Genomic DNA, 18,248 nt, shown 5'->3' on the forward strand with positions numbered 1-18,248 from the left:
CTGATCGGCGTCGACAAGCTGCACGCGCCCCTGCAAGCGGTGAACGCGCCCGCCCGCTTGGCGCATTAGGCATGTCGGCCCTGTGGCGTATCAACCTGTGGGTGTGCGGCTTCTTCGCGCTGGTCGCCAGTGCCTGCACCGCGCTGTTGCTGCACCAGGCCCTGGCGGATGTGGAACGTGAGCTGCAATCGGCCGAAGCGGTGGTGCACTACCTGAGCGAAACCGCCGAACGCGACCCCGGCAGCCTGCAACCGCGCCTCACCGCGAGCCTGCGCCATGTGCGCGTGCATTGGCTGGCCCCCGGCGAAACCCTGCAGGCACCGCTGCCGGACGGCCTGGATGCCTGGCTCGGCCGCCTGCTGTTTGCCGAGGCGCGGCGCAGTGCCCAGGTGCTCGACCTGCCGGATGGCCGCCGCGTGTCCATCGCCGTCGACCCTCGGGATGAGATCGACGAAGTCTGGGACTCCCTGCAACAACTGTTGAGCCTGTGCGCCCTGGCCCTGGCCGTGAGCCTGCTGACTATTCGCTGGGCGGTGCGCCGTGGCATGGGCGTACTCGACGAACTGCTGCGTGCCCTGCAACAGGTATGCGCCGGCCAGCTCAATGTGCGCCTGCGCAGCGCCGGCTCACCGGAAGCGCGGCAACTGGCGCTGCATTTCAACCGCATGACCGGCGCCCTGGAACAGGCGCGCACCGACAACACCCAATTGACCCAGACCCTGATGGCGGTGCAGGAGCAGGAGCGCAACCACCTGGCCCAGACCCTGCACGACGACCTTGGCCAATACCTGGCCGGCATCCGCGCCCAGGCCTGTTTGCTACGCCTGGTCACCGATCAGCCACAGTTGCTGGCGCGCACGGTGGCGCAACTGGAAGATCACTGCGACCACTTGCAGCAAGGCTTTCGTGCGCTGGTCCACGACCTCTACCCGGTGGCCCTGCAACACCTGCCGATGGCCGAGGCCTTCGCGATGCTGGTGACCCAGTGGCAGGCAAGCCATGGCATCGACTGCCGATTGCGGGTCAGCGCCGATCTGCCGGCGTTGTCCGGGGCGAGCAAGACCCATCTGTACCGGCTGTTGCAGGAAGCCCTGACCAATATCGTGCGGCATGCCGATGCCAGCCAGGTGCACGTGCGCCTGCAGCATCACGGTTCGCGCCTGCGCCTGTGGGTGCGCGACAACGGGCGCGGCGCATCCACGCCGCAGCGTCCCGGCGTGGGCCTGTACTCGATGTATGAACGCGCGCGCTGCCTGGGCGGCGAACTGAAAATCCTCAGCCACCCCGGCGCCGGTTGGGCGCTGGCGTTGAACATGCCATTGGAGGCCTGATGAATATCTTGTTGGTGGATGACCACGCGGTGGTGCGCCAGGGCTATGCGAGCCTGTTGCGGGCCTTGCTGCCGGCCATTGAAGTGCGCGAAGCGGCCAGTGGCGAAGAAGCCCTCAGCCGTGTGCAGGAAGCGGTGCCGAACCTGGTGATCATGGACTTCGGCCTGCCCGGCATCAGCGGCCTGGAAACCACCCGCCGCCTGCGCCAGCGCCTGCCGCAACTGCGCGTGCTGTTCTTCAGCATGCACGACGAACTACCGCTGGTGCGCCAGGCCCTGGACGCGGGCGCCTCGGGCTACCTGACCAAAAGCTCGGCGCCTGATGTGTTGATCGAAGCGGTGCGGCGCATTCTCGACGGCCACGCCTATATCGAACAGGCCCTGGCCACCGAACTCGCCTACACGCCAAGCGACCAACGCTTGCAAGGCATGACCCCGCGTGAGCTGGAGATTTTCCTGATGCTGGCCAGAGGCACCCCGACCCGGGCGATTGCCGACCAACTCAATATCAGCAGCAAGACCGTGTCCAACCACCTGACCTTGCTCAAGAGCAAATTGCAGGTCAGCTCCCATGCCGAACTGGTGCACCTGGGGATCGACCTGGGCGTGGTGCGCGTGGCCGGCTGATCCGCCCCCATGCCCCACTGTAGGAGCGAGTTCGCTCCTACATTCAAATGGCGGTGTGCTAACGATTCCAGGTGGTGGGGCAGTCCTTGCAGCCTTCCATGTTGGCATCCTGGAAGTTCGCATAGTGCTGGCGGCTGCCGCTGAGGGTGGCGTTTTCCAGGTTGCTTTCGCCGAACTTGGCTTCTTGCAGATTCGCATCGCTCAGATCCGCCCCTTGCAGGTCGGCCTTGCTCAGCCAGGTCATTTCCAGGTCCGCGGCCCTCAGGTTGACCTTGTGCATTTTCGCCCCGGAGAGCCGGGCGAATTGCAGGTAGGCGGCGCTGAGGTTGGCGTTTTCGAACTGCGCGCCCTGGCCGAACAGGCCCCAACCCTGGATCGCCATCAACGTCGCGCCGGTGAAGTCCGCCAGGCGCAGGTTGCTCTGTTGCAGGCTGGCGCGGGTCAGGTTGGCGCCCTGCAGTTGGGCTTTTTCCAGGTTGGCCAGGTCGAGGTTGGCGTGGCGCAGATCCGCATCGCGCAGGTCGGCGCCGGCCAGGTTCATGTGGCTCAAGTCCTGGTTGCTCAAGTTGGCCCCCTTGAGCTGGGCGCCGGGGCATTGGCTGTGGGGGGCGATGGTGCAGCCGTTGACGATCAGGGGTTGGTCGTCACCGTCGTCGGCGTGGGCCAGCGGTAAGGCCAGGAGTAGCAGGAAGGGTAGGTAGTTCATCACAACACCTCGAAGAGGGGAGTGGGCAAGGGGCCGCAACGCGGCCCAGCGGGGGACGAACCCCCCTCAGCACAAAAGCGGCCCCTTGCCCTGGGGTGGGTTATTTCTGCGCGGTCTTGTTATCCCAGCTCGGGATCTTGAACACCCAGAACGAGCCACCCTGTGCCACCGGCTTGGTCAGCTCGGCCATGTCGCCGCCCCACAACGGCACCGCGCCGCCGTAGCCGACGGTCACGCCGATGTACTGCTCGCCATCCTGTTCCCAGGTGATCGGCGGCGAGACGATGCCGCTGCCGGTCTGAAACTTCCACAGCTCCTTGCCGGTTTTCGCGTCGAAGGCTTTGAAGAAGCCGTCGCCGGTGCCGGTGAACACCAGGTTGCCCTTGGTCGCCAGCACGCCGGCCCACAGCGGCAGGGCTTCCTTGTGCTCCCATACCACCTTGCCGGTAGTCGGGTTCATCGCCCGCAGGGTGCCGACGTGGTCGTCATACATGCGCTTGATGCGGAAGCCCATGCCCAGGTACGCCGAGCCTTTCTTGTAGTTGACCTCTTCGGTCCAGTATTCCTCTTTCCACTGGTTGCCCGGGATGTAGAACAGACCGGTGTCCTGGCTGTAGGCCATGGGGTTCCAGTTCTTACCACCGAGAAACGGCGGCGAGACTTCCACCGGCTTGCCCTTGGTTTCTCCCGGCAACGGCTTGGCCGGACGCTGACCTTCGTTTTCCACCGGGCGACCGGTCTTCAGGTCGATGTGGCTGGCCCAGGTGATGTTGTCGACGAACGGGAAGGCGTTCTGCAGCTTGCCGTTGTTGCGGTCGACCACGTAGAAGAAGCCGTTGCGGTCGGCGTGGCCGGTGGCCTTGACCACTTTGCCGTCCTTGTCCTTGTAGTCGAACAGCACCAGCTCGTTGTTGCCGGAGAAGTCCCAGGCATCGTTCGGGGTGTGCTGGTAGAACCATTTCACTTCGCCGGTGCTCGGGTCGACGCCGACCTGGCCGGAGGTGTAGAGGCTGTCGAAGTCGTGGGGGTTGCCGTCCTTGGAGGTGCGCGCCCAGGTGTTCCACGGGCCGGGGTTGCCGGCGCCGACAATGATGGTGTTGGTCTCGGCATCGAAGCTCGCGCTCTGCCAAGGGGCGCCGCCGCCGTGGCTCCAGGCCTCGACCTTGCCGGTTTCGGTGGTCGGGTCATCCGGCCAGGACGGCGCCTTGACGTCGCCGGTGGTGGTGCTGTCCTTGCCGTTGAGGCGGCCCATGTGGCCTTCCACGAACGGGCGCATCCACACTTCTTCGCCGGTGTCCGGGTCGCGTGCGAACAACTGGCCGACCACGCCGAATTCATCGCCGGAGCTGCCGTGGATCAGCAACACCTTGCCAGTCACTTTGTCTTTGATCAGCACCGGGGCGCCGGTCATGGTGTAGCCGGCGGCGTGGTCGCCGAATTTCTTGTTCCACACCACTTTGCCGGTGTTTTTGTCGAGGGCGATCAGGCGCGCGTCGAGGGTGCCGAAGTAGATCTTGTCGCCGAAGATCGCCGCACCGCGGTTGACCACGTCGCAGCACGGGCGAATGTTGTCGGGCAGGCGGTGGTTGTAGGTCCACAGGCGCTTGCCGGTCTTGGCGTCGAGGGCGAACACGCGGGAGTAGGAACCGGTGACGTAGACCACGCCGTCGCTGACGATGGCCTGGGATTCCTGGCCGCGCTGTTTCTCGTCGCCGAACGAGTAGGACCAGGCCGGGGTGAGCTTGAACACGTTCTTGTCGTTGACCTGGGCCAGCGGGCTCCAGCGCTGGGCGTTGGTGCCCATGCCGTATTGCAGCACGTCCTTGGTGGTCAGGTGGTCGTTGGCGATGTCTTCCCAGGTGACGTTGCGGGTTGGCTTCGCAGCAGGTTCTGCGGCGGCTTGGCTCGCGGCACTGAGGGACAGGCTGCCCACCAGCAAGAAGGCTTGCAGGGCAAGGCTTAAAGGTGAGAGGGCGGGTAGCGATCTTATTGTCATGGTTGCAGTTCCCAGTGGAGGTTTTGGCCTGCACAGGGTGGAGCGCCGGGGCCTGGGACGGATACGGAAAAAGTCCCGCTGTGGCCGGGAAGACTTCCCGAGGCGCCGCTGTTTTAGGCGTGCCCCACAAGCCCTACTACCAAGGGAGGATAAGGCGGCCACCAAAGCAGCATACGGCCCATGCCCCGTGGTTCCTAAGATGGTTGCCATAGCCTCTGCAATGAGGTTTTGCGTGCAATCCTGAGGGCAAAAATAATGACAACAAAACACAATGCCTTGCTCGTCGCCGGGCTGTTGGCCGGTTTGATCGGTGCAGGCTCGGCCTGGGCCCATGGCAACGTGGTTCCACAAGCGGTCGAAACCAAGGGCCTGACCTCCATCAAAGACGCCGGTGTGCCGGTCAACGAAGACGGCTGGGCGGCGGTGAACCCGTATCGCACCTCGCCAGAACATGACCGTGCCGTAGAGATCGGCTCGTCTGCCTATAACCAGAACTGCGCCGCTTGCCACGGCCTGGAAGCCAAGTCCGGCGGGATCGCCCCTGACCTGCGCATGCTGGATGTCGGCGAAGCCGGTGATGAGTGGTTCGTTGAACGTGTGCGCCACGGCGCCGTGCGCGACGGCCGCGTGTACATGCCGAAAATGGCCGACTACTTGAGCCAGGAAGCCCTGTGGGCGGTGCGCACCTACCTGGACACCGTGCACGTCGAGGAGTAAGCCATGCGCCTGTTCGCTTATGTGCTCGGCCTGGCCCTGCTGTGTTGCCAGACGGCACAGGCGCAGGTGCGCAGCTATGACCAGATGATCGCCGCCGGCGAAATCAAAGTGGCGGTGTACAAGGACTTCGCGCCCTACAGCTTCCAGGACGGCGACACCCCACGGGGTGTGGACGTCGAACTGGCCCAGGCCCTGGCCAAAGCGATGGGGGTGCAGTTGACGCTGATCTGGGCGCCGGCCGGGGAAAAACTCGACGACGACCTGCGCGACTACATCTGGCGCGGCAGCCAGTTGCATAACCAGCAACTGGCCGACCTGATGATGCGCGCGCCCTACGACCGCAATTACGCGCAAAAGCGTAACGACCAGGGCGAACTGGAAAACGGCCACGTGGTGATGTTCGGGCCATACCAGAACGAACAATGGCAGGTGGCCTACGACCGCCGGCGCCTGGATAAAGTCGCCAGTGTCGCCGTGTTCGAGCAGCACCCGATCGGCGTCGAAGTCGACAGCGTGCCCTCGTTCTACCTGACCTCGGTGTTCAACGGCATGCTCGCCGCCAAGACCCATCACTACCCCGACGTGCCCCAGGCCTTTGCGGCGATGAAAGCCGGTGAAGTCGACGCGGTCATGGCCATGCGTGGCGAGATCGACTGGCAGGTGCATGAGGCCCACGACCCGCAACTGGCCCTGGCCGAGAACGCCTACCCGAACATGGGCAAACAGCGCTGGGAAATCGGCATGGCGGTGCACGAAAGCAATCGCCAGTTGGCCTACGCAGTGGAGGAGGCGCTGGAAGGCCTGATCCGCGACGGCGCGGTGCAAGGCATCTACAGCCATTACGGCCTGCAATACGAAGTGCCCGAGATGTACCAATAGGAGCAGGCGATGATCTGGCGACTGAACGTGCGACTGAGCTGCGTGTTGGCCTGCCTGTTGCCGTGGGCGGCGCATGCCGCGGACGTCGACCCCGGCAAGGACCCGGTGCCCTCGGTGATGTGGGCCTTCTACCACAAGCAGTTGCTGGCCGACGCGCCGTTCGTGTTCGACGAGCGGGTCAAGCTGCTGGCGCCGCCGTTCGCCGAAGATGCGCGCCAGGTGCCGCTGGAAATCGACGCCCGGGCGTTCAACGGCCATGTGGTGAAAATCCTCGCCTGGGCCGAACTCAACCCCTTGCCGAAAATCGTCGACTTCCAACCCAAGGCCGGGGTGCTGCCGTGGCTGTCGCTGCGTATCCGCATCGAACAGGCCACGCCGTTGCGCGCGGCGGTGCTCACCGATGACGGCCTGTGGCACGTCGGTTCGACCCTGATCGACGCAGCCGGCGGCGGCTGCACCGCGCCCAGCGTGGTGCGTACCCAGCCCGGCTGGGAGGACCACATCGGCGAGGTGCTCGGCGGACGCTACCCGCGCGGCGAATTCAGCCGCGTGCGCGTGCAGGTGGCGCACCCGATGGACAACGGCATGGTCAACGGCATCCCCGAGTTCTACATCAACCATGCGCAACTGCGTGGCAGCGACGACCGAGTGCTGGCCGAGCTGGCGCTGTTCCCGGCGGTCAGCGAAAACCCCAACCTGGCCTTCGACATCGAAGCGCCAGGGCCGACCCGCCTGGTGCTGCGCGACAACAGCGGCAATGAATTCGACGCAGCCATTCCTGACCAGAAGGAGCGCGGCATGCGCTGGATTCTATTGCTGTGCCTGAGCCTGAGCCTGCCGGCCCTGGCCGACCTCGACTACGCCCTCAAGCCGCGGCTGATCGCCGAGGACACCTGGCTGCTCGAAGGCAGCACCGACAACTTCGCCAAGGCCAATGGCGGCAACATCGTCAACACTGCGTTCATCGTCACTGACGCCGGCGTGGTAGTGATCGACACCGGGCCCTCGCGGCGCTACGGCGAAGCCATGCGTCAGGCCATCGCCCAGGTCACCCCCAAGCCGGTGATCCAGGTGCTGCTGACCCACCATCATCCCGACCATGCGCTGGGCAACCAGGCCTTCAAGGACGTGCCCATCGGCGCCCTGGCCGAGACCACGCGGCTGTTGCACGAACAGGGCGACGGCATGGCGGAAAACCTCTACCGCATGGTCGGCGACTGGATGCGCGGCACCGAGGTGGTGCTGCCGACCCAAGTGCTGGAGCCCGGCGTCATCAGTGTCGGTCGCCACGATTTGCGTCTGCTCGCGCTCACCGGTCACACCGGCGCCGACCTGGCGATCCTCGACCAGAGCACCGGCGTGCTGTTCACCGGCGACCTGGTGTTCTACCAGCGCGCCCTGACCACCCCCAACAGTCCGGGGCTGGCGGCGTGGCAGGCCGACCTCGACACCCTGCAAGCCTTGCCCTGGACCTTGATCGTGCCCGGCCACGGCCCGGTGGCCAGCGATGCACAGCCCTTCGCGCAGATGCGCGACTACCTCACCTGGCTCGACCACCTGCTGCGCGACGGCGCCGCCCACGGCAGCGACATGGCCGAGATGATCCGCAGCCCCATCCCCGAGCGCTTTGCCGCCATCAACCTGAGCCGCTATGAGCTGATCCGCAGCGTCAGCCATCTGTACCCGCGCTACGAGCGCGAGCAGATGCAACGGGTGGATTCGGCCCGCTGAGCGGTCGTACCCGCTACTAAGGAACTAGCAATCTCGATACTGCGGTCAATTGTGACAACTGCCCCTGCGCCCAAGAATCACCACCAGACCGGGAAAATTTCCCGGGTATAACAAAAAACCGCAGAGGTAGCCGTCATGACCCAACCCGCACGCCGCCAACCCTTCGCCTTGAGTGTGTTGCTCGGTGCCATCCTGTTATCCGGCCAGGCCATGGCCTCGGTCACCGATCAGGACATCCTCCAGGACCCGAAAAACCCCGGGCAGATCGTCACCAACGGCCTGGGCGTGCAGGGCCAGCGCTACAGCCCCCTCGACACCCTCAACGTGGACAACGTCAAGGACCTGCGCCCGGTCTGGGCCTTCTCCTTCGGTGGCGAGAAACAGCGCGGCCAACAGGCGCAGCCGATGATCAAGGACGGGGTGATGTACCTCACCGGTTCCTACTCGCGGGTGTTCGCGGTGGATGCGCGCACCGGCAAGAAACTCTGGCAGTACGATGCGCGCCTGCCCGATGACATCCGTCCGTGCTGCGACGTGATCAACCGTGGCGTGGCGCTGTACGGCGACCTGGTGTTCTTCGGCACCCTCGACGCCAAGCTGGTGGCCCTGAACAAAGACACCGGCAAAGTGGTGTGGAGCAAGCAAGTCGCCGACCACAAGGAAGGCTACTCGATCAGCGCCGCCCCCCTGGTCATCAATGGCAAGCTGATTACCGGCGTGGCTGGCGGTGAGTTCGGCGTGGTGGGCAAGATCCAGGCCTATGACCCAAAAAACGGCAACCTGCTGTGGAGCCGTCCGACCGTCGAAGGCCATATGGGCTACGTCTATAAAGACGGCAAGGCCGTGGAAAACGGTATTTCCGGCGGCGAGGCGGGCAAGACCTGGCCCGGCGACCTGTGGAAGACCGGCGGCGCGGCGCCGTGGCTGGGCGGCTACTACGACCCGGAAACCAACCTGTTGCTGTTCGGCACCGGCAACCCGGCGCCGTGGAACTCGCACCTGCGCCCCGGCGACAACCTGTATTCGTCCTCGCGCCTGGCGCTGAACCCGGATGACGGCACCATCAAGTGGCACTTCCAAAGCACGCCTCACGATGGCTGGGACTATGACGGCGTCAACGAGCTGATCTCCTTCAACTACACCGAAGGCGGCAAGGAAATCAAAGCGGCGGCCACCGCCGACCGTAACGGCTTCTTCTACGTGCTCGACCGCACCAACGGCAAGTTCATCCGTGGCTTCCCGTTTGTCGACAAGATCACCTGGGCCACCGGCCTGGATAAGGACGGTCGCCCGATCTACAACGAAGCCAGCCGCCCAGGCGCGCCGGGCAGCGAAACCAAAGGCACCTCGGTATTCGTCGCCCCGGCGTTCCTCGGCGCGAAAAACTGGATGCCGATGGCCTACAACCGTGACACCGGGCTGTTCTATGTGCCGTCCAACGAGTGGGGCATGGACATCTGGAACGAAGACATCGCCTACAAGAAAGGCGCGGCGTTCCTCGGTGCCGGCTTCACCATCAAGCCGCTCAACGAAGACTACATCGGCGTGCTGCGCGCCATCGATCCGAAGACCGGCAAGGAAGTCTGGCGCCACAAGAACTACGCGCCGCTGTGGGGCGGGGTGCTGACCACCAAGGGCAACCTGGTGTTCACCGGTACGCCGGAAGGTTTTCTGCAGGCGTTCAACGCCAAGACCGGCGAGAAGGTCTGGGAATTCCAGACCGGTTCCGGCGTGCTCGGCTCGCCTGTGACCTGGGAAATGGACGGCGAACAGTACGTGTCGGTGCTCTCCGGCTGGGGCGGCGCGGTGCCGTTGTGGGGCGGTGAAGTGGCCAAGCGCATCAAGGATTTCAACCAGGGCGGGATGCTCTGGACCTTCAAGCTGCCCAAAGAACTGGTCGCCAAACACTAAAACTACGACCAAATGACAAGACCCCCCCTGCCAACGGCGCATTCGCCCGGCAGCGGGGGCTCTTTACTATCGGGTCATCGCCTGTTGACCGACAGGCCCGGACCCAGACAGAGGCCTCAACATGATCTACGCACAACCTGGCACCCCTGGCGCCATCGTCAGCTTCAAGTCGCGCTACGGTAACTACATCGGCGGCGAATTCGTCGCGCCGCTCAGCGGTCAATACTTCACCAACACCTCGCCGGTGACCGGTGAACTGATCGCCGAATTCCCGCGCTCCAACGCCGCCGACATCGACGCCGCGCTTGACGCCGCCCACGCCGCCGCTGATGCCTGGGGCAAGACCTCGGCCCAGGACCGCTCCCTGGTGCTGCTGAAAATCGCTGATCGCATCGAGCAGAACCTCGAAGTGTTGGCTGTTGCCGAAACCTGGGACAACGGCAAGGCCGTGCGCGAAACCCTCAACGCCGACGTGCCGCTGGCCGCCGACCACTTCCGTTACTTCGCCGGCTGCATCCGCGCCCAGGAAGGCGGCGCCGCCGAAATCAACGAACTGACCGCCGCCTATCACTTCCACGAGCCGCTGGGCGTGGTCGGGCAGATCATTCCGTGGAACTTCCCACTGCTGATGGCCGCGTGGAAACTCGCCCCGGCCCTGGCCGCCGGTAACTGCATCGTGCTCAAACCGGCCGAGCAGACGCCGCTGTCGATCATGGTGTTCGCCGAGCTGATCAACGACCTGCTGCCACCGGGCGTGCTCAACATCGTCCAGGGCTTTGGCCGCGAAGCCGGCGAAGCGCTGGCCACCAGCAAGCGCATCGCCAAGATCGCCTTCACCGGCTCGACGCCCATCGGCGCGCACATCATGCATGCGGCCGCCGAGAACATCATTCCGTCCACCGTGGAACTGGGCGGCAAGTCGCCGAACATCTTCTTCGAAGACATCATGCAGGCTGAGCCACAGTTCATCGAAAAGGCCGCCGAAGGCCTGGTGCTGGCGTTCTTCAACCAGGGTGAAGTGTGCACCTGCCCGTCGCGGGCGCTGGTGCAGGAGTCGATCTACGACGACTTCATGAAAGTGGTGATGAAAAAGATCGTCAAGATCAAGCGCGGCAACCCGCTGGACACCGAAACCATGGTCGGCGCCCAGGCGTCCGAGCAGCAGTACGACAAGATCCTCTCCTACCTGAAGATCGCCCAGGAAGAGGGCGCCGAGCTGCTCACCGGCGGCGCGGCCGAACGCCTGGAGGGCGACCTGTCCACCGGTTACTACATCCAGCCGACCCTGCTCAAGGGCCACAACAAGATGCGCGTGTTCCAGGAAGAAATCTTCGGCCCGGTGGTGGGGATCACCACCTTCAAGGACGAAGCCGAAGCCCTGGCTATTGCCAACGACAGCGAATTCGGCCTCGGCGCCGGCCTGTGGACCCGCGACATCAACCGTGCCTACCGCATGGGCCGCGCGATCAAGGCCGGTCGCGTGTGGACCAACTGCTACCACCTGTACCCGGCGCACGCGGCGTTCGGCGGCTACAAGAAGTCGGGTGTGGGCCGTGAGAACCACAAGATGATGCTGGACCACTACCAACAGACCAAAAACCTGCTGGTGAGCTACGACATCAACCCACTGGGCTTCTTCTAACCCCGACTTGAAGCCACCCAATGTGGGAGGGAGCAAGCCCCCCTCCCACATTTTGATCGGCGTAAACTCGCTACCAACGCAGGCGCCGGTTCGTTCGAAAGTAGCATTCGCACCCCCATCCCCCCATGCATTAATGCCATTACCGGAATCTTCCGGCACAACAAGAGGAACGCCCCATGTGGACTAAACCCGCGTTTACCGACCTGCGTATCGGCTTCGAAGTGACCATGTACTTCGCCAGCCGCTGATTCACCCCCCGGCCAGCCTCGTGCTGGCCGGGGTCGTTTGGGGAATGACTCTTTGGTCTGATTGCATTCACGCGCGGATCGGTTAGTGTGGAGCGCATCTTCCAAAAATAATAAAAACAGGCTTTCCAATGAGCCCCAATCTGAGCCTCCTGCGTAAATTCGTCTCGCCTGAAATCATCTTTGGTGCCGGTTGCCGGCACAACGTCGGCAATTACGCCAAGACCTTCGGTGCGCGCAAGGTGCTGGTGGTCAGTGACCCCGGTGTGATCGCCGCCGGCTGGGTCGCCGACGTGGAAGCCAGCCTGCAGGCCATCGGCATCGACTACTGCCTGTACAGCGGCGTCTCGCCCAACCCCCGTGTCGAAGAAGTCATGCTCGGTGCCGAGGTGTACCGCGAGAACCATTGCGACGTGATCGTGGCCATCGGCGGCGGCAGCCCGATGGACTGCGGCAAGGCCATCGGCATTGTGGTCGCCCATGGGCGCAACATCCTCGACTTCGAAGGCGTGGACACCATTCGCGTGCCCAGCCCGCCGTTGATCCTGATCCCTACCACCGCCGGCACTTCGGCGGATGTCTCGCAGTTCGTGATCATTTCCAACCAGCAGGAGCGCATGAAGTTCTCCATCGTCAGCAAGGCGGTGGTGCCCGATGTGTCGCTGATCGACCCGGAAACCACGGCGAGCATGGACCCGTTCCTGTCCGCCTGCACCGGCATCGATGCGCTGGTGCATGCTATCGAGGCGTTCGTTTCCACCGGCCACGGCCCGCTGACCGACCCCCATGCGCTGGAGGCCATGCGCCTGATCAACGGCAACCTGGTGCAGATGATCGCCAACCCGGCGGACATCGCCCTGCGCGAGAAGATCATGCTCGGCAGCATGCAGGCCGGGCTGGCGTTCTCCAACGCGATCCTCGGCGCGGTGCATGCCATGTCCCACAGCCTCGGCGGCTTTCTCGACCTGCCCCATGGGCTGTGCAACGCGGTGCTGGTCGAGCACGTGGTGGCGTTCAACTACAACTCGGCGCCGGAGCGTTTCAAGGTCATCGCCGAGACGTTCGGCATCGACTGCCGGGGCCTCAACCATCGGCAGATTCGCGGGCGCCTGGTGGAGCATCTGATCGCCCTCAAACACGCGATCGGCTTCCACGAAACCCTCGGTTTGCACGGGGTGCGCGTCGCGGATATCCCGTTCCTGTCCCAGCATGCGATGCACGACCCGTGCATCCTCACCAACCCGCGTGAGTCGAGCCAGCGTGATGTCGAGGTCGTCTATGGCGAAGCGCTCTGACGACCAGCAGCGTGCCCTGGCCGGGTTGCTGGGGTTGGGTGACCAGTCGGCGCGCAAGAGCCATTACCCGGAACTGGCCGCGCGTCTGGACGAGCTGGAGGCCGAGCGCAACCGCTACATCCGCCTGAACGATGAGCTGGAACAGCGCGTCGCGGCGCGCACCGACGAGTTGCTCGAAGCCAACCGCAACCTGCAACAGCAGATCGCCCAGCGCGAAAGGGTCGAAAAGGACCTGCGCGACGCCCGCGACGCCGCCGAAGCCGCCAACCGCAGCAAGGACAAGTACCTGGCCGCCGCCAGCCATGACCTGCTGCAACCGCTCAATGCGGCGCGCTTGCTGATCTCGACCCTGCGCGAGCGCAACTTGCCCAGCGTCGAGCAGGTGCTGGTGGAGCGCACCCACCAGGCCCTGGAAGGCGCCGAAGATTTGCTCACCGACCTGCTGGATATCTCGCGACTGGATCAGGCAGCGGTCAAGCCGGATGTGGCGCTGTATCGCCTGGACGAGCTGTTTGCGCCGCTGGTCTCCGAATTCCAATCGGTGGCCCTGGCCGCCGGGCTCAACCTGCGTGCCCACACCGGCCATTACGCGATCCGCACCGACCTGCGCCTGGTGACGCGCATCCTGCGCAACTTCCTCAGCAACGCCTGCCGCTACACCGACGACGGCTGCATCCTGCTCGGCGCTCGCCGTCGCGGCGATCGCCTGCGCCTGGAAGTATGGGACACCGGGCGCGGCATCGCGGCCGACCGGCTCGATGCGATCTTCCTCGAATTCAACCAGTTGGATGTGGGCCGCGCCTCGGACCGCAAGGGTGTGGGCCTGGGCCTGGCGATTGTCGAGCGCATCGCCGAGATCCTCGGCTACCCGGTGGCGGTGCGTTCGTGGCCGGGGCGCGGCTCGATGTTCAGCATCGAGGTGCCCATCAGCGAAGAGATGCCGTTGGCCATCAGCCAGTTGCCGGCGCAAGCGACCACGGGCAATCCGTTGCCGGGGCGGCGCCTGCTGGTGATCGACAACGAGGTGAGCATCCTCGAAAGCATGCATGCGCTGCTCGAACAGTGGGGCTGCGAGGTGATCACCGCCACCGATCAGGCCGGGGCCATGCTGGCGTTGCAGGGCAGGGCGCCGGAATTGATCCTCGCCGACTATCACCTCGACCACGGGGTAGTGGGCTGTGCGGTGGTCAAGCACCTGCGCGAGCATTTCGAACAGTCGATCCCGGCGGTGATCATCACCGCCGACCGCACCGACCAATGCCGCCGTGCGCTGCGGCGGCTGGAAGCACCGATGTTGAACAAACCGGTCAAACCCGGGAAGTTGCGGGCGGTGTTGAGCCAGTTGTTGGGATAAGGTGTGAGTGGTCACGCTTTCACGGTGCTTTTTAAGTAAGTTAATACATCAAAAAACCCCAGGAGCTCGGACTTTCCTTATGTCGGTTGTTTAAGACGGCGCGCTAATGTTTTTCCTGCCATTCGGCAGGGTTATATGGCGCGTCCAATAAGGAAGGTCGATGCAGTTGCTAACAGTAAATAGTGAGGCCTGTTCAAGTGCGAACGCCGTTCGTAAGAAATTAATTGTCGGCCTTGCGAGTACGCAAGAAGAAATACGAGCGTTGCAGCGCCTGCGTTATAACGTCTTTATTGAGACGTTCCCTTTTTCTACATTAGCGAATGCTGACGGTATCCATGTCGATGAGTTTGATGAGTGCTGCGATCATTTGATTGTTCAGGACACTGAAACATCCTGCGTGGTCGGTACCTATCGCATGATGAGTCCAGCAGCGGCACTCCGTGTCGGTGGTTATTACTCCGAGCGGGAGTTTGACCTGGGGCGGTTGAATCCTTTACGCGCTCAACTCGTTGAAGCGGGGCATGCCTGTGTGCATCCGGATTACCGCAGTGGTGGCGTGCTTGCACTGTTGTGGTCCGGTATAGCGGCGTATATGCAGCGTGAGCGCGGTGGTTATTTGATCGGTTGCGCCAGTGTCAGTCTGTCTGACGGTGGCGATAACGCGCAGGCTTTGTACCGGGCATTCACAGCGGAACATTTTGCACCGTCCGACTATCAGGTGACGCCCCATACACCCTTTCCCATCCAGGCGCATGGCGCCGGGCACGCGCCCAACATGCCGCCCCTGTTGAAAGGTTACTTGCGCAGCGGAGCGTGGGTGTGCGGCATGCCTGCGCTGGATGCCGAATTCAATGTGGCGGATTTTTTCATGTTGTTGCCGTTGTCCAGGCTGGGCCGTCGTTATTCACGTCATTACTTTAAACCCGCGGGGCGCAATGAAAGTTGAAGTGATCGGGTTCGGTAGTGCCGTGTTTATTGTCATTAATGTATGAGGGTTCAATGAGTATGCTTTTGCAGGAAGAAAGAAATTGCGCTTTTGTCTTGATGCCAGAAATGGTTGCCTTTCTTGAGTCCGCCTCACTGCTTGAACTTGAGCAGGGAGAATCTCAATTATTGGCTCGTCAGTTTCGAGCGTTCGGCCAGCCGGGTCTTACCGTCACAAAGGCACTGGGCGGCGGGGGCGCCAGCGCGGTCGAGATGGCGCAATTACAGACTTGGGTGGGGGCTCATTGCCCTTCGCTGGCGATGATGATGACCATGCATCACCACACTGTCGCGGGGATGATGGCGGGCATGCAGTTCTTCCCTGATATTCAAGGGTTGTTAACTACCGTTGCGCGGGAAAAGCTCCTGGTCGCATCAGGCTTTTCCGAGGGGCGTACGCAGACGCCTATCCTGGAATCGAGAATGGCGGTGAAAAAACACGCTGAAGGCTATGTCGTCAATGGCAGCAAGAAGCCGTGCACGATGACGCATCACTTTGACGCGATTACGTTTGGCGTCAATTACGTTGACCCTGAGGGTCGCTCCCATGTCGGCATCGGTATGGGCTTTGCGGACGACCCGGGCATCGAGCGTAAAACGTTCTGGTCTGTCCCGTATTTGCAGGCCGCCGACAGCCATGAAGTGGTGTTCAACAATCTGTTTGTCCCCGAAGCCATGATGTGTTTCAGCACCGCCGTGGATGATCAGTTGGAGGACGCTCAACACGGAATGGGCAACAACCTGTGCGCGATCTGGTTTCAGTTGTTGGCTTCTGCGTCTTACCTGGGAATGGCATCGGCGCTGGCTACGCGGGCACTGTCGGGTCATAAAGGGTCACAGGATGATCGCGCCATGCTGCTCATCGATTTGCAGGGCGCGACCATGGCCTTGCGCGGCCTGGCGGCCTCAATCGATGAGCAGCGGTTTTCACATGCTGATCTGGCGCGTGCACAGGCAACACGGTTCTGCGTACAGGAAGCGGTGAATCGCATCGCCAGTCGATCCTTCGACATCTTGGGAGGCATGACCTTCATGTCCTCTGAGGAAGTGGCCTATCTGCTGGTTGTCACTCGGTTGTTGGCATTTCATCCGACATCCAGGCTGGCCAGTACTGCCTTCTTGTGTGAGCAGCTCAGCTAGCACACCTGCTGGCCGGGGAGTCGCAGACGCGGCGAACCTGGCCAATCAGCCTCCTCACTTGATACCTGTCAACATCCACCGCGACCCTTTGCCTCATGCTCCTGGTCATAATGTCCTGGCCGATGGAGAACGCCATGAGCGCCCCCGCAACAACCGCAACATCCTTCAAGTTGCCCTTGGGCCTGGTCGTCGCCGTGCTGGTGATGGCCGGCGTGCTGCTGTTGCCGCTGCCGGCCGACTTGCCGGTGGCCGGGCATCGCATGCTGGCGATCCTCGCGTTTGCGGTGGTGGTATGGATCACCGAAGCGGTGTCCTATGAAGCCAGCGCGATCATGATCACCTCGCTCATGGCGTTTTTGCTCGGCACCGCGCCGTCGCTGCAAGACCCCACGCACCTGATCGGCACCAGCCCGGCGATCAGCATGGCGTTGACCGGCTTCTCCAACCCCGCGCTGGCCCTGGTGGCGGGCGCGTTGTTCATCGCCGCCGCCATGACCCACACCGGCCTCGACCGGCGCATCGCCCTGGTCACCCTGACGCGGGTCGGCACCAGCACCCGCGGCATTCTGCTGGGGGCGATCGCGGTGACCATCCTGCTCAGCCTGGTGGTCCCCAGCGCCACGGCGCGCAGCGCCTGTGTGGTGCCGATCATGATGGGCGTGGTCGCCGCGTTTGGCGTCGACAAGCGCTCGAACATCGCCGCTGGCCTGATGATCGTCGTGGCCCAGGGCACCAGCATCTGGAACGTCGGCATCCAGACCGCCGCCGCGCAGAACCTGCTGACCGTGGGGTTCATGGACAAGATGCTCGGCCAGCGCGTGTCGTGGATCGACTGGTTGATCGCCGGCGCGCCGTGGGCGCTGATCATGTCGGCGGTGCTGCTGTTCCTGGTGATCAAGCTGCTGCCGCCGGAAAGCGACAGCATCCCCGGTGGCAAAGAAGCCGTGGCCCAATCCCTGGTGGACATCGGCCCAATGACCGGCCCGCAGAAACGCCTGCTCGCAGTGTCGTTGCTGTTGCTGCTGGCCTGGGCCACCGAAGGGCGCCTGCACAACTTCGACACCACCTCGACCACCTACGCCGGGTTGGTGTTCCTGCTGCTGCCGGGGATCGGCGTGATGACCTGGAAGGATGTGCAGTCGCGGATTCCGTGGGGCACGGTGATTGTGTTCGGCGTCGGCATCAGCCTCGGCACGGCATTACTGACCACCCAGGCCGGCCAATGGCTGGGCTCCCAGGTAGTGGCGCACACCGGGCTGGATCAGGTCGGGCCGTTGGGGGTGTTTGCGATCCTCGGGGCGTTTTTGATCGTGATCCACCTCGGGTTCGCCAGCGCCACGGCGTTGACCTCGGCGTTGCTGCCGATCCTGATCGCGGTGTTGCAAACCTTGCCGGGCGAGTTCAACCGGTTGGGGGTGACGATGCTGTTGGGGTTTGTGGTGAGTTACGGGTTTATCCTGCCGATCAATGCGCCGCAGAACATGGTGTGCCTGGGGACCGGCACCTTTACCGCGCGGCAGTTCGCCAAGGTGGGGATCCTGGTGACGCTGATTGGCTACCTGCTGATGCTGGTGTTTGCCGCGACGTATTGGAGCTGGCTCGGCTGGATCTGACTGGTATGTGGTCTCCCTGACAAAAGAGATCCGATGTGGGGGCTTGCTCCAGATAACGGTATGTCAGTCAAAAGTGAT

The 18,248-nt window shown here is 63.3% G+C and carries 15 protein-coding genes and 1 pseudogene; 14 read left to right on the plus strand and 2 right to left on the minus strand.

The features are described 5' to 3' along the window. Positions 1-71 precede the first annotated feature (71 nt). On the plus strand, positions 72-1,331 hold the full coding sequence (locus ACLH0J_RS15600; protein ID WP_411392701.1) for a histidine kinase: 1,260 nt from the start codon (positions 72-74) through the stop codon (positions 1,329-1,331). Then, a complete protein-coding gene (locus tag ACLH0J_RS15605; RefSeq protein WP_411392702.1) occupies positions 1,331-1,957 on the plus strand; it encodes a response regulator in 627 nt (208 codons plus the stop codon). Before ACLH0J_RS15600 ends, ACLH0J_RS15605 begins: the two co-directional genes overlap by 1 nt. Positions 1,958-2,015: 58 nt before the next feature. Here ACLH0J_RS15605 and ACLH0J_RS15610 read toward each other — a convergent pair whose 3' ends face one another. After that, positions 2,016-2,663 carry a pentapeptide repeat-containing protein gene (locus tag ACLH0J_RS15610; protein ID WP_411392703.1) on the minus strand — a complete coding sequence of 216 codons (648 nt, stop codon included), beginning with the start codon at positions 2,661-2,663 and terminating at the stop codon, positions 2,016-2,018. 100 nt (positions 2,664-2,763) lie between these two features. Further along, positions 2,764-4,659: a quinoprotein ethanol dehydrogenase gene (gene exaA / locus ACLH0J_RS15615; protein ID WP_411392704.1), complete on the minus strand. Its 1,896-nt coding sequence runs from the start codon at positions 4,657-4,659 to the stop codon at positions 2,764-2,766. A 255-nt stretch (positions 4,660-4,914) separates the two neighbouring features. Here exaA and pedF point away from each other — a divergent pair, with 255 nt between their 5' ends. From pedF to ACLH0J_RS15675, 12 genes and pseudogenes are all read left to right on the plus strand, one after another. Continuing rightward, the gene (gene pedF / locus ACLH0J_RS15620; protein WP_411392705.1) at positions 4,915-5,376 is read left to right on the plus strand and encodes a cytochrome c-550 PedF; all 462 of its coding nucleotides are present in this window, start codon (positions 4,915-4,917) and stop codon (positions 5,374-5,376) included. Positions 5,377-5,379: 3 nt separating this feature from the next. Further along, positions 5,380-6,255, plus strand: a complete 876-nt coding sequence (locus tag ACLH0J_RS15625; protein WP_411392706.1) for a substrate-binding periplasmic protein — start codon at positions 5,380-5,382, stop codon at positions 6,253-6,255. Positions 6,256-6,276: 21 nt separating this feature from the next. Next, positions 6,277-7,035: pseudogene (locus ACLH0J_RS15630) on the plus strand (quinoprotein dehydrogenase-associated SoxYZ-like carrier); the annotation flags it as partial. A gap of 18 nt (positions 7,036-7,053) precedes the next feature. Continuing rightward, positions 7,054-7,986 carry a quinoprotein relay system zinc metallohydrolase 1 gene (locus ACLH0J_RS15635; protein WP_411392835.1) on the plus strand — a complete coding sequence of 311 codons (933 nt, stop codon included), beginning with the start codon at positions 7,054-7,056 and terminating at the stop codon, positions 7,984-7,986. Positions 7,987-8,121: 135 nt separating this feature from the next. Continuing rightward, on the plus strand, positions 8,122-9,897 hold the full coding sequence (locus ACLH0J_RS15640; RefSeq protein ID WP_411392707.1) for a PQQ-dependent methanol/ethanol family dehydrogenase: 1,776 nt from the start codon (positions 8,122-8,124) through the stop codon (positions 9,895-9,897). Positions 9,898-10,018: 121 nt separating this feature from the next. Then, positions 10,019-11,539 carry an aldehyde dehydrogenase family protein gene (locus tag ACLH0J_RS15645; protein WP_411392708.1) on the plus strand — a complete coding sequence of 507 codons (1,521 nt, stop codon included), beginning with the start codon at positions 10,019-10,021 and terminating at the stop codon, positions 11,537-11,539. Positions 11,540-11,715: 176 nt separating this feature from the next. Then, positions 11,716-11,787 (plus strand): pyrroloquinoline quinone precursor peptide PqqA, encoded by a 72-nt coding sequence (gene pqqA / locus ACLH0J_RS15650; RefSeq protein WP_010209364.1) that lies wholly within the window; start codon positions 11,716-11,718, stop codon positions 11,785-11,787. Between the two features lie 128 nt (positions 11,788-11,915). Continuing rightward, positions 11,916-13,079: an alcohol dehydrogenase-like regulatory protein ErcA gene (gene ercA / locus ACLH0J_RS15655; protein ID WP_411392709.1), complete on the plus strand. Its 1,164-nt coding sequence runs from the start codon at positions 11,916-11,918 to the stop codon at positions 13,077-13,079. Then, the gene (locus ACLH0J_RS15660; RefSeq protein ID WP_411392710.1) at positions 13,063-14,433 is read left to right on the plus strand and encodes a hybrid sensor histidine kinase/response regulator; all 1,371 of its coding nucleotides are present in this window, start codon (positions 13,063-13,065) and stop codon (positions 14,431-14,433) included. The genes ercA and ACLH0J_RS15660 overlap by 17 nt, the downstream gene beginning before the upstream one ends. Positions 14,434-14,593: 160 nt before the next feature. After that, positions 14,594-15,379, plus strand: a complete 786-nt coding sequence (locus ACLH0J_RS15665; RefSeq protein WP_411392711.1) for a GNAT family N-acetyltransferase — start codon at positions 14,594-14,596, stop codon at positions 15,377-15,379. A 53-nt stretch (positions 15,380-15,432) separates the two neighbouring features. After that, entirely contained in the window at positions 15,433-16,557 is a 1,125-nt protein-coding gene (locus ACLH0J_RS15670) for a hypothetical protein (RefSeq protein ID WP_411392712.1), read from the plus strand. A 134-nt stretch (positions 16,558-16,691) separates the two neighbouring features. Next, positions 16,692-18,170, plus strand: a complete 1,479-nt coding sequence (locus ACLH0J_RS15675; protein WP_411392713.1) for a DASS family sodium-coupled anion symporter — start codon at positions 16,692-16,694, stop codon at positions 18,168-18,170. Positions 18,171-18,248 lie beyond the last annotated feature (78 nt).

Source organism: Pseudomonas sp. MPB23 (assembly GCF_046605395.1).
Classification (GTDB): domain Bacteria; phylum Pseudomonadota; class Gammaproteobacteria; order Pseudomonadales; family Pseudomonadaceae; genus Aquipseudomonas.